A 12,530-nucleotide genomic window follows, 5' to 3' on the forward strand; every position below is an offset into this window, starting at 1 on the left:
TCATATTGCGCAGATGCGCGAGGTTGAAGGGCGTTTCCCGCACCATCAGCACGAGGCGGCGGCGCTCCTTCAGGGTGACGTCGGCGGCGCGCGCGATCAGGTTGTCCGAGAGCCCGTGAGCGACGCTCGCGAGCGTCTTCATCGAGCAGGGCGCGACGATCATGCCCGCCGTGGCGAAAGAACCGCTGGCGATGTTCGCGCCGATCTCACGCACGCTGTGATACTGATCGGCCAGTGCCTGAACGTCCGAGCGCTCCATGCCGAGTTCGTGACGCAGCGTCAGCCAGCCCGCGCTCGACACCATCAGATGGGTTTCCACGCCGCCCATCGCGCGCAGGCGTTCGAGCAGGCGCACGCCATACACCGCACCGGTCGCGCCCGTAATGGCGACGACCAGACGTGCAGGCGTTCGGGAGGCTCCCGTCGAAACCGTCATCGACCGCGGATCGGCGAAACCGGTGAAATCGGCGAAATGGGAAATCAGGCGAGTTCGGCGAGAACCTGCTTGAGTTCGCCGCTCTGGTACATCTCCATCATGATGTCCGAGCCGCCGATGAATTCGCCGTTGATGTAGAGCTGCGGAATGGTCGGCCAGTTGGCGAATTCCTTCACGCCCTGACGAATTTCGTCGTCTGCCAGCACGTCGACCGTGAACAGGTCGCCCACTTCGCATGCCTTCAGGATCTGCACGGCACGGCCCGAGAAGCCGCACATCGGGAATTGCGCGTTGCCCTTCATGAAAAGGACGACGGGATGTTCGGAGACGATTTGCTGGATACGTTGCTGGGTAGTCATGATCGGAAGCCCGTGGGGATGCCGGAAAGTCGGCGTATCCGGCATTTTAGCGGTTTTCGGGCGGGTCCGTCGGACGCCGCTCGGCCGCCCGCCGGACACCGTCCATCCGACGCTCAGATGCGCCGGCCGCCCGTGGTGCGCTCGATCCCGGCGAGATCGCGCTCGGACACCACATCTGCGAAGCCCACCGCCGTGCAAAGCGCGCGGACGTCCGCCGCCTGGTGGTAGCCGTGCTCGCACAGCAGCCAGCTATCGGGCAGCAGCCGCGACGGCGCGCCAGCGACGATGACGCGCAGCGCGGCCAGACCATCGGCATGATCGGTGAGGGCGTCGACCGGTTCGAAGCGCAGGTCGCCCTGTGAGAGATGTTCGTCGCCCGACACGATGTAGGGCGGGTTGGAGACGATGATGTCGAACGGTGCACACCTGGCGCCATCTGCGGGCAGGGCGGCGTACCAGTCGCTTTCGAGAAACTCGACGCGCGTCTCCAGCCCGAGCTGCCGGGCGTTCTGCCGGGCGACATCGAGGGCATCGGTCGAGCGGTCGACGGCGGTGACTTGTGCGTCCGCACGGCTATGCGCAATGGCCAATGCGATCGCGCCGCTGCCGGTCCCCAGATCGAGCACGCGCGGTGCGCGGCGCGACTCGATGCGCGCGAGCGCCAGTTCCACGAGCAGTTCCGTTTCCGGCCGGGGGATGAGCACGGACGGACTCACCGTCAGCGTCAGCCCGAAGAATTCCCGTGTGCCGGTGAGGTACGCGATGGGTTCGCCTGCCACGCGACGCTTATGCAGCGCCCGGTAGACGGCGACCGTCTCGGGGGCGAGCGGCTCGCGGTCGCGGGTGATCAGTTGGGTGCGGGTCCAGCCGAGCACGTGGGAGAGCAGAATGCGCGACTCCGCCGGAGGAAGCCCCGGCTCACGCAGCAGCGACGCGACCGTGGCAACGCCGGTCTGACCGTTCCCGCCAACGTCTGCGTCGGTCCCTTCAGCCGCGCCCGACGTCATCAGGCCGCCTCACCCAGCGACGCCAGCAATTCCGCCTGATGCTCGGTCACCAGCGCGTTGATCATCTCGTCGAGATCCCCGTCCATGATGTATTCGAGCTTGTAGAGCGTGAGGTTGATACGGTGATCCGTCATCCGCCCTTGCGGGAAGTTGTACGTGCGAATGCGCTCTGAACGGTCGCCCGAGCCGATCAGGCTCTTGCGCGTGGCCGCTTCCTTGGCTTGCTGGGCGCGGAGCTGGGCGTCCTTGATACGCGCCGCCAGCACCTTGAGCGCCTTGTCCTTGTTGCGATGCTGCGAGCGGTCGTCCTGACATTCCACGACGATGCCCGTGGGCAAGTGCGTGATGCGCACGGCCGAGTCCGTCTTGTTGACGTGCTGGCCGCCCGCCCCCGACGCGCGGAACGTGTCGATGCGGATGTCTGCCGGGTTGATTTCGACGTCGGCGACATCGTCGGCTTCCGGCATCACGGCCACGGTACAGGCGGACGTATGGATACGCCCCTGCGTTTCCGTGGCGGGCACGCGCTGCACGCGATGACCACCCGATTCAAACTTCAGGCGGGAATATGCACCCTGACCGATCAGCCGGACGATCACTTCCTTGTAACCGCCCAGATCCGACTCGCTGGCCGACATGATCTCCACCTGCCAGCGCTGGCGCTCCGCGTAGCGCGTGTACATGCGCAGCAGATCGCCCGCGAACAGTGCCGATTCGTCGCCGCCGGTGCCGGCACGGATTTCCAGATAGATGTTGCGATCGTCGTTCGGGTCGCGCGGCAGCAGCATGCGCTGCAATGTGCCTTCCATGTCGTCCATGCGGGCGCGGGCATTCGTGGCCTCGTCTTCGGCGAACTCGCGCATTTCCGGATCGGCCGCCATTTCCTGCGCCGCCGTGACGTCGTTCTGCGCCTGACGATACTGCTGATATTGCGCGACGACCGGCGCCAGCTCGGCGTGTTCGCGCGTGAGCTTGCGGTAGTTGTCCAGGTCGCGGGTAACGTCGCCCTGGCTCAATAGGCCATCAAGCTCGACCAGACGTTGCGTCAATTGGTCGAGCTTGGCTTGCATGCTCGCTTTCATCTATTTGTCGGCGGATCCCGAGGTGCGGAACAGTTCGGGAATGAGGTGAATGATTTGCTCGCGCGAATCGCCGCGCGCCGTATTCAGCGCGTGGGTCGGGCCGTGCAGGAATTTCTTGGTGAGGGACTGGGACAGGGCTTCGAGCACGGCGGCAGGGTCGTCGCCACGCGCGAGCATGCGCTGGGCACGCTCAAGTTCGGCCACGCGCATGGCCTCGGCGGTGCCGTGGATATCGCGAATGACCGGCACGACGCTGCGGGCGTCGAGCCATTGCATGAAGTGCTGCACGCGCGTCTCGATGATCGCCTCGGCCTGTGCGACGGCTGCCTGACGCAGGGCATTGCCCTCGCGCACGACAGCGCCGAGATCGTCGACGGTGTACAGGAAGACGTCGGCCAGACGACCGACTTCCGGTTCGATGTCGCGCGGCACGGCCAGATCGACCATGAACATCGGCTTGTGCTTGCGCGCCTTGATGGCACGCTCGACGGCGCCCAGACCGATCAGCGGCAGCGTACTCGCCGTGCACGACACGACGATGTCGAACTCATGCAGACGTTGCGGCAACTCCGACAGGCGGATCGCCGTGCCGCCCAGACGCTCGGCAAGCTTCTCACCGCGCTCGGCCGTCCGGTTGGCGATGTAGAGGGCTTTCGGATTCTGTGCAGCGAAGTGCGTGGCGCACAGGTCGATCATCTCGCCTGCGCCGATGAACAGCACCTTTTGCGTGCTGATGCTTTCGAAAATGCGTTGTGCCAGACGTACCGCCGCGGCGGCCATCGATACCGAATGCGCGCCGATCTCGGTCTGGCCGCGTACTTCCTTGGCGACCGCGAACGTGCGCTGGAAAAGCTGATTCAGATAGGTGCCCAGGGCGCCGGCCTCGGCGGCGGTGCGCACGGCATCCTTCAACTGTCCGAGGATCTGCGTTTCGCCGAGCACCATCGAGTCCAGACCGCTCGCCACGCGGAAGGCGTGACGCACGGCGTCGGACTGGGGCAGGGCGTACAGATGGGGGGCGAGATCGCTGGCCGGAATGTTGTGGAACTGCGAGAGCCAGTGCACTGCGCGCTCACGCGCAGCGGCATCGTCGGTCACGCAGTAGATCTCGGTGCGATTGCACGTCGACAGAATGGCGGCCTCGGGGGCGCTCAACTTGCCGTTGCCGGTCCACAGACTCTTCAGGCCCGCCAGCGCCGGCTCGATGCGCTCGAACGGAAACGCCACCCGTTCGCGCAGCGAGACGGGCGCCGTATGGTGGTTCAGGCCGAGAGCGAGCAGTTGCATGATGTGGGGGATCTGATAGCCCCTGATTATAGCGCGTCGACGCGATGCCGGTTTCATCGGCGCCGCGTACCCGCGCGTTGGGACAGCTTGCCCAATCATCGCGCAGCCGTCCGCTTTTGACAAATAGTCATCCCTTATACCGGGGATAGCGAGACGCAGTGACCGGCGCGGCGGACGCACATTCTCCCTGGCATCTCAGGGAGACGGCGGCGGCACAGGCCCGGCGCGACAGGGGCTGGGGATTGGGTGTGGACTGCCGGAAATCGGGGCTATACTGCGTTCGGGTTCCCGTCCTTGGAGGTACGTCATGGGCATCATCGGCACCATCGTCGTCGGTCTGATCGTCGGTCTCATCGCGCGCGCCCTGCATCCCGGGCGGGACAGCATGGGCATCATCATGACCATCATCCTCGGCATTGCCGGCGCGCTGCTCGCCAAATATGTCGGCCAGTTCCTCCACCTGTACACCGAAGGCGAGTCGGCCGGCTGGATTGCCTCGATCATCGGCGCGATCGTGCTGCTGGCGATCTACGGGGTCATCAAACGCAATCGCGGTACGGCTTAGCACGTGCCGGCGGCCCATCGTCAGCCGTTGGTTGACGAGCCGTCGGTAAATCCGCCTGCAAGACTGCGACGATCGGCCGCAAGACCGTATCGGATTTCGGGACATTGAACGTCGCGCTGGTGCAACGCCGGCGCGATACATCGTGGTGTCCCCGGTTTTCATCGCCTCAAAACCTTCCAAAACCTGGAAGGCCTCAGGGTTTTGTTCGGCGAAAGTCACGCCCGGCAAGGCTTCGTTGAAGACCGTGATGGCCGACGGTGAGCGTCATACGCGTTTGGCCGCATTCGGCTATGCTTGACGCCATCGCCAGGCCCAAGTCGTCTTGACTACGCGTGCGGTGCCGCCGCCACGTTCGATCCCCGTCTTCCGCCATCTGGTGTGGCTGTTGCACCCGACAGGGTCGCAGCACCCCTCTCTTAAGTTGTTAAGCACCCCCACTTCAGAAAACACATGTCTGCGACACGCAATTCCATGCGGCCATTGATCGTGGCTTCCGTCATGGCGGCAACGTCTATGGTGGCCATCGAAGCGACGATCATCTCGACGGCCATGCCGCAAATCGTCGCCCAACTGGGCGGCCTGAATCTCTACAGCTGGGTCTTTTCCGCGTTTCTGCTCGCGCAGACGGCGATGACCGTAGTGTTCGGCAAGCTTGCCGACATCTATGGCCGCAAGCCCGTCATCCTCGTCGGCATTGCCGTCTTCCTGATCGCCTCGATCGGCGGCGGGCTCGCGTGGTCCATGCCGGCCATGATCGTCTTCCGTCTGTTGCAGGGCGTGGGGGCGGCATGTATCCAGCCGGTCAGTCTGGTGATCATTGCCGATCACTACCCGATCAGCGAGCGTGGCAAGGTGCAGGGCTATCTGGCGAGCGTGTGGGCCATTTCGGCCGTGCTCGGCCCGATGCTCGGCGGTCTCATCATTCGCGATCTGTCTTGGTCGTGGATCTTCTGGATCAATATTCCGATCGGCCTGCTGGCCGCTGCGGGTTTCATCGCCTACTTGCATGAAGAGGCGCCGCGTCAGCGTCCGAGCATCGACGTGATGGGCGCGGTGTACTTCACCATCGCGGTGGCCGGGCTGATGATCGCGCTGACCGATGCGAACTCGCTCACCGACACTCATGTCTGGGGTGGTGTGCTCGCCTGCGCACTCGCGTGCGTGTTGTTCGTCTGGCAGGAGCGCCGTGCCAAGGATCCGATGATCTCGTTTGCGCTGTGGAGCCGCCGTCCCATTGCCGCCGCCAATGCCGCGACGCTACTCTCGGGCATGGTGCTCATGGGGCTGACGACGTTCCTGCCGATGTATGCGCAGGGTGTGCTGCGTCAGACGCCGGTCGTCGCCGGTATGGCGCTCACCATGATCATGGTCGGCTGGCCGATTGGCGCGACGCTCGCCGCCAAGACGTTCACACGATTCGGCCTGCGCCGCATTCTTGTGGGCGGGAGTCTGATCATGCCGGTGGGCGGTATCGTCTTCGCCTTGCTCGGGCCGAGCAGTTCGCCGCTGCTCGCGGGCTTCGGCTCCTTGCTGATGGGCTTCTCGATGGGCACTGGCAGCGTGAGTGCGCTCGTGCTGATTCAGGAAATCGTCGATCCGTCGCAACGCGGCAGCGCCACGGCATCGAACATCTTCTCGCGTAACCTCGGCAGCACGCTGGGGGCGACGCTCTTCGGCGCGGTGCTCAACTTCGGCCTCACGCATTCGAGCGGTCTCGCGCCGGTCACGTCCGACCAACTGCGTCACGTGCTCGAAGATCGCGGCGTGTCGACGATTGCCGATCAGGCGATTCGCGCGGTGCTGCAACATTCGCTGCACCTGACGTTCCTGTCGATCCTGGCAATCTCCATCGGCGTCGTGCTGCTGCTTCTGCTGGTGCCGACCAACGCCGTGGACTCGCGTACGATCAAGCGCGACAAGGCGGAGTTCGTGCCCGGCGGGCATTGATCGATGCGTCGATGAAGTCTCCGCGGCGCGCGCGTTCACGCCGCCGACGGGCAACGTTGCTGTCGAAGCAGCCGGTTGGGTATCCCAACCGGCTGTTTTCATTTCGGTTCGTTCCGGTTCGTTTTGGGGCGCTGCAAAGCGATGCGCGCGTCACGCGCGCACCGCCGTCACACTCAACGCGACGTCGCCGGTACCAGATGCAGCCGGGACTCCGTGGCCGCTTCCACCGCCGCCCGGGAGTAGGGCAGCGTGAAGTATTCGCCGTCGAGCCATTTCTGCGCCAGATCGCGATAGTGCGGACTGTCGGGATTGCCCGATTCGCCCGGGAGGTTCATCGCGCGGGTGTTGTCCCAGTTGCCCACGTCGACCACGATGCGGAACGACGGGCCATTCGTCTGACGGAAATCGCTCACGCGATAGGTCGACTGGTTCGGTGTGAACGGGCTGCCGCCTTTCGGGAGCGGTCCGACATTGAGCTTGGCGCGCATCTCGGCGTCGACAGCATCGGCTAGCGGGTGAGCGTTCAGGTTGGTCTGGAGCTTGCCCCATTGCCATGCGCCGGGGTCGGCCCCCTGCAACTTGACCATCTCGCCCCACGCTTCGCCCAGACTCGACAGCAGCACGGCGTCGCGCTTAGCGTTGGCGTTCTCGCCGAAACGCGCCGCAGGCTGTTCCAGTGCATCGAGCATAGGGGCCGGATCCGGCGCACCGAACGTGTCTGCTGCCGATTTGGGTAGCACGGCGTTCTTGTAGGCGCGTCCGAGATGGCGGCTGAACCAGACTTCCTCCAGCGCGGCTTGCGCCGAGTCGGCCCCCATGTGGGCGTCCCAACCCTTGAGGAGCCTGAGCGCAGCCGACGTCTGCGGATCGTCGCTCGACAGCGGTGCGAGGAGCGCCATCAGACGCCGCGCCGGTATCGACACGATGTCGTTCTGCAAGCGCTCCGAATCCTCCAGCGAGACCTTGTCCTTCGCCTTCAACACCTCGTCGATGCGGGCGTGACGCGAGCCGTTGGTCCACTCGAAGCCGAGCTTGCGTTGGGCGTACGGATAGCCCGCCGGCATGTTCATTTCGTTGGACGTCGTGAAGTAGCCACTCGGCGGGTTGTACGCCGAGGGCAACTGATCGCGACGCCAGAAGCCGGCCCACTCATAGCGTCCGTCGCCCGGTACCGGCATCAGACCGTCCCAGTTCGGACGGATCGGCGCCATGCCGCTCGGCACCCAGCCGATGTTGCCGGAAGCGTCCGCATAGACCTGATTGACGGTCGGGGCGCCCCACGTGTCGAGTGCCGTCTGAAATTGCGCGTAGGTTTTCGCGCGCATGTAGCGCATGGCGTCGAAGTACGGCGACATGCCCGGTTCCAGCCATGCCGTGCGCACTGCATAGGCGCGATGTTTGGCCGCGTCGACGTAGATCACCGGCCCATGCTTCGTAAATTTGAGATCGGTCTGCACCGGCGTGCCGTCGCGCACGTCGATCGTTTCGTGGACGGTTCGCATCGGCACCCATTTGCCCCGGTAGCGATACTGGTCGGGGTTAGCCGGATTCAGGTCGTAGACGTACAGGTCTTCCTGATCGATGTTGAAGATCGTGAGGCCGAAAGCGATGGTGCCGTTATGCCCGATGGCGACGCCCGGAATGGCAGGCTCACCCGCACCGATCAGGTTGAGCGTGGGCGTGCTGACCTGCACGATGTAGCGCAGGCTCGGTGCCGCGTAAGCGCGGTGCGGATCGTTGGCCATGATGGCGCGGCCCGTCGTCGACTTTTGCGGCGAGATGACCCAGTTGTTGCTGCCTTCGGCCGATTCGGTGGAGACATCGTAAGGGCCGTTCTCCGCCAGTTGCACGATGTCCGCGTTGGCGTGTTGCAGGGAGTCTTTTGTGATCTTCACGCCTTGCGTCGCGAGATCGAAGACCTTGAGCAGATCGTCCGGCAGGCAGGGATCGAGCCCGTCGGGCACCTGCGTCTTCCACGTCGGTTGCAGGCCTACGCGCACGCTATCCGCATCGAGCGACGCACGGCATACGACCTTGGCACGCGCCACCTCGCTTTTCAGGTTGCGGGTCAGGCCGTGGCTGCGAATGCGCACGATGTCTTCGGCCGACCACTTCGCGGGCCAGTAACCGACTTTGCGGAACTCGTACGGCATCTGATCGGGATGCCTTGCCAGCCAGTCGATGTAGGCGTTCACGCCCGCGGCGAACGCCTCGGCGGCGGGCTTCGCGTCGGGGCCGTACCGCCGCCATTCCGTGGCCATGTCGCCCCGGTAGACGAAGCGGCGCGCGGCATCGTCTTGCGCGACATACGCGCGTCCGAACACTTCGGATAACTGGCCGAGTCCCCGGCGTCGCCAGAGATCGATCTGGAACAGACGATCGCGCGCGGCGTTGAAGCCTTGCACGAAGAAGCCGTCGCGCTCGTTGGCGGCGAAAATGTGCGGCACGCCGTTGTGGTCGATGAGAATGTCGGCCGGTTGCGACAATCCTTCGACGGAGAGCGTTTGCGCGGCAGAGGCGGGCGCGGCGGACGAGGTTGAGGTGTTAGTCTCGGCAGCATGCAGTGAAGCACTCCACGTCGTAACGGCAAAAACCAGAACGCTGGCGGCGTGGATGGCATTGGGGCGGTGCATCGGCTTCCTCCTGTGGATTTCGGACGTCGTCTCTTGTCTTGCGCTTGTCTTGGGTCTGGTGCTCTCATCGCAAAGTACCTCGCAATCCTAGACGTCTTGCTCAGGCATGCAACCCATGCGCCGCGAAAATGGCATAAATTCTTATTCGTCCAGCGCTGACGGGGAGAGGCAACGATGCTGCACCGCACACGTTTTCCGGATATCGTTGCCGGTGCCCGTATCGTCAGGCGAACCCGTGAACTTGGGCCGATAGCCTCGATTTCTTAACCGATCCAATAACCGATCCCACAACCGACCCAATAACCTGCCTCGACTTCATTCGTCGCGGCCACCGAACCGATGCCGGATCTGCGTCAGACGTCCTCCTCCGATTCCACCACGCGCGCCCAACGCTGGCGCGCGTCGCCATATGTGCGCACGTTCGTCGTGCCGCTCATGCGTTTCGGGGTTTCCGGGGTGATCTCGACGGCGGTGCACGTGATCGTGGCGATCACGCTCATCGAGGCGTTCGGTGCGGGGTCGGTGCTGGCGAACGCGGTCGCCTTCTGCGTGGCGACACCGTGCTCTTACTTGCTCAACACGCTATGGAGTTTCTCGGCGCGCGTGCATCGCACGAGTCTCGCAAGGTTTCTGCCGGTGTCGATCTTCGGGCTGCTGCTCACGACGTTCGTCGCACGAACGGTCGAGCATCTGGGTGGCAACCATTGGATCGGGATCGCTGCGGTCGTGTTGATCGTGCCGCCGACGACTTTCCTGCTCCATCGCTACTGGACATATCGAGGCGTGTAAGCACACGCATGCCGGCCCGCGACGGAAGATGACTCACCTTGACGCTCGACTGGTAGCGGCGTCGCACCAGATAGAGCGGACGGCCCTTCGATTCGTAATAGATGCGACCGACGTATTCCCCGATCACCCCGATGCCCACGAGCTGAATCCCACCGAGGAAGAGAATGCCGACGAGCAGCGAGGCATAACCGGGCACGTCCACACCGTGAATGATGGTGCGTAGCGCAATGTAGCTGCCATAGGCGAGTGAGAGCAGCGCCAGCGAACCCCCGATGTAGGTCCAGCAGCGCAACGGCACCGTACTGAAGCTGGTAATGCCTTCGAGCGCGAAATTCCACAGCCGCCAGCCGGAGAACTTCGATTCCCCCGCGCTGCGCGGATCGCGCACGTACTCCACGATCTCCGTGTGGAATCCGACCCACGCAAACAGCCCTTTCATGAAGCGGCGGCGCTCGGGCAGTCGTTTGATCGCTGTCACGACGCGGCGGTCCATCAGCCGGAAATCGCCGACGTTCTCCGGCAGTTTCACCTCCGACAACCGGTTGTGAACGCGGTAGTACAGGCCTGCCGCCACCCGCTTGGCAACGCTGTCGCTCGCGCGATTGGTGCGTTTGGCGAGCACGACTTCCGCGCCGTCGCGCCAGCGTTCGATCATCACCGGGATGAGGGCGGGCGGATCCTGCAAGTCGGCGTCGATGGGAATGACGGCGTCGCCCTGCGCTTCGTCGATGCCTGCGCTCAAGGCGGCTTCCTTGCCGAAGTTGCGGGTGAAATCGATGATGCGGATGCGAGTGTCCTTGCGTCGCAACGCGAGCAGGACGTTCAGGGTGTCGTCCGTACTGCCGTCGTTCACGCAGACGATCTCGAAGCGCACGTTCGCCACGCTGTCGAGCACAGGCGCGATGGCGCGGTAGAACTTGTCGAGCGCCGGGGCTTCGTTGTGACATGGCACGACGAGCGAGATCAGCGGCGCGCGGTAAGCCGCAGGCGAGTCTGACGTATGTGACGAATGGGATGTGTCGGTACGAGCGGCGGCGCGGGGCATGGCGATTACCTCGTGAACGCAGGCGTGGTGACGGATTTGCGCGGTGTTGCGGCGAGGTCGCTGCGGTGCGCCTCGTTCGGTGTGTCGAAGACATCGGCCTCGGGCACATGTGCCAGTCGACGTCGGCGACGCCACAGCATGGCGAGCGTGCCCAGCGTGATGAACGGCAGAAACTGGAAGCCGATCTGCAACGAGCCGAGCAGGCCGAGCGCGGGGGTAATCCAGAGCAGCACGAGCCATTCGCGTTCACCGCGCAACCAGCCGCGCGCTGCGCCGTCGCGTACGTACCAGGCGATCACGAGCGCGAGGAGCGCGAGGTCGTAGTCGTAGAGGTATGGGCTGATGAGGGTCGTCGCGCAGACCAGCGTGGCCGCGCGTAACGCGAACACCCCCGGACGTCGCCAGAAGTCGATCAGCACGGCCAGTGCCCCTAACGCCACGATGCCGTGGACGACGGCAGAGACCTCCACGGAAGCACCAAGCATGCGGGCGGTGACGAAAAACGTCGGCACGCGGGCGATTTGTGCCGTGCCGTTGACGATGCTCTGCCGCGCGAATTCTGAGGCGTGCAGGAAGGTGACGTAGACGTCGATGCCAAAGACCACGGCGGCGAGTGCCGTCGTGCCGATGACCGTCACGATGCACGCGGCCAGCGCACGCCACTCGCGGGCGCAGAGAAACGCGAGCGGAAAGAGCAGGGCGACGTGCGGTTTGACGAAGAGCAGTCCGGCAAGCACGCCGGCCCAGACCGGCCGCTTGCGCAGCAGCACGAGCGAGAAGCCCGCGAGCGCCGTGGTATAGAGCGCGATCTGCCCCGCGATGACGACGAGCAGCACGCCGGGAAAACCGAGTATGGGCAGACGGGCATTGCGCCAGGGCGCGGTGCGTCGCAGTGCGGTGTAGTACAGGCCCAGCCCGATCAGTGCGTACAGCGTGTACGCATAGGTGAAGGAGAGCAGGGCAACGGGGGCGAGAAACACCATCATCACCGGCGGATACAACCACGGCAACACGCCGCCGATCTTGTCGGCCCACGGTTGCTCCGCGATTTGCACTTTCGACATCAGGTCGACGTTATAGGCGTCGAGCGGATGCCCTTGCAGTACGAAATGCGAGGCGCCCCAGAACGGCAGGAAGTCGAGCCCGATGGGGCTGATGGTCGGCGTGCCGGACAGCGCGTACCGGTAGCCCCAGATGAGCAGTACGGCGAAAGCCAGAACCAGGCCGACGCCGCTATAGAGACGAATGCGCGCCGGATCGTCGGACCAGTGGCGCCGCGTGGGCAGTGTGTCCGGAGTGATTTTGGTGACAGCCGACGACTTCGATGTCATGCAAGAACCTCCCCTTGGCTGCATGAAACGGCGTTGCCCGACTACGGTG

Annotated in this window: 10 protein-coding genes and 1 pseudogene; 3 read left to right on the top strand and 8 right to left on the bottom strand. The window is 64.3% G+C overall.

The annotated features are described in order from the left end of the window. From A9762_RS18410 to hemA, 5 genes are all read right to left on the bottom strand, one after another. The coding region (locus A9762_RS18410) for a UbiX family flavin prenyltransferase (RefSeq protein WP_069343470.1) at window positions 1-436 on the bottom strand (436 nt) is incomplete at its 3' end. A 44-nt stretch (window positions 437-480) separates the two neighbouring features. Further along, complete coding sequence (gene grxD, locus A9762_RS18415; RefSeq protein ID WP_069343510.1) at window positions 481-795, bottom strand: Grx4 family monothiol glutaredoxin; 315 nt, start codon at window positions 793-795, stop codon at window positions 481-483. A 113-nt stretch (window positions 796-908) separates the two neighbouring features. Beyond that, complete coding sequence (gene prmC, locus A9762_RS18420; RefSeq protein ID WP_083254067.1) at window positions 909-1,802, bottom strand: peptide chain release factor N(5)-glutamine methyltransferase; 894 nt, start codon at window positions 1,800-1,802, stop codon at window positions 909-911. After that, window positions 1,802-2,884, bottom strand: a complete 1,083-nt coding sequence (prfA, locus tag A9762_RS18425; RefSeq protein ID WP_069343471.1) for a peptide chain release factor 1 — start codon at window positions 2,882-2,884, stop codon at window positions 1,802-1,804. Before prfA ends, prmC begins: the two co-directional genes overlap by 1 nt. Continuing rightward, a complete protein-coding gene (gene hemA / locus A9762_RS18430; protein ID WP_069343472.1) occupies window positions 2,885-4,171 on the bottom strand; it encodes a glutamyl-tRNA reductase in 1,287 nt (428 codons plus the stop codon). Window positions 4,172-4,478: 307 nt separating this feature from the next. On the opposite strand from hemA, the gene A9762_RS18435 reads away from it, so the two are divergent. After that, complete coding sequence (locus tag A9762_RS18435; RefSeq protein ID WP_069343473.1) at window positions 4,479-4,736, top strand: GlsB/YeaQ/YmgE family stress response membrane protein; 258 nt, start codon at window positions 4,479-4,481, stop codon at window positions 4,734-4,736. A gap of 450 nt (window positions 4,737-5,186) precedes the next feature. Further along, a complete protein-coding gene (locus A9762_RS18440; protein ID WP_069343474.1) occupies window positions 5,187-6,683 on the top strand; it encodes an MDR family MFS transporter in 1,497 nt (498 codons plus the stop codon). Window positions 6,684-6,856: 173 nt separating this feature from the next. Here A9762_RS18440 and A9762_RS18445 read toward each other — a convergent pair whose 3' ends face one another. Further along, on the bottom strand, window positions 6,857-9,316 hold the full coding sequence (locus A9762_RS18445) for a penicillin acylase family protein (RefSeq protein ID WP_083254068.1): 2,460 nt from the start codon (window positions 9,314-9,316) through the stop codon (window positions 6,857-6,859). A gap of 435 nt (window positions 9,317-9,751) precedes the next feature. Between A9762_RS18445 and A9762_RS29230 the strand changes: the two are divergent. Continuing rightward, window positions 9,752-10,030, top strand: a pseudogene (locus A9762_RS29230) (GtrA family protein); the annotation flags it as partial. Here the strand turns inward: A9762_RS29230 and A9762_RS18450 are convergent. Continuing rightward, window positions 9,975-11,150: a glycosyltransferase family 2 protein gene (locus A9762_RS18450; protein ID WP_083254070.1), complete on the bottom strand. Its 1,176-nt coding sequence runs from the start codon at window positions 11,148-11,150 to the stop codon at window positions 9,975-9,977. The pseudogene A9762_RS29230 and the gene A9762_RS18450 sit on opposite strands and share 56 nt — an antisense overlap. 5 nt (window positions 11,151-11,155) lie before the next feature. Next, complete coding sequence (locus tag A9762_RS18455; RefSeq protein ID WP_069343475.1) at window positions 11,156-12,481, bottom strand: glycosyltransferase family 87 protein; 1,326 nt, start codon at window positions 12,479-12,481, stop codon at window positions 11,156-11,158. Between the last annotated feature and the right edge of the window lie 49 nt (window positions 12,482-12,530).

It is taken from the genome of Pandoraea sp. ISTKB (assembly GCF_001721285.1).
Classification (GTDB): Bacteria; Pseudomonadota; Gammaproteobacteria; order Burkholderiales; family Burkholderiaceae; genus Pandoraea; species Pandoraea capi.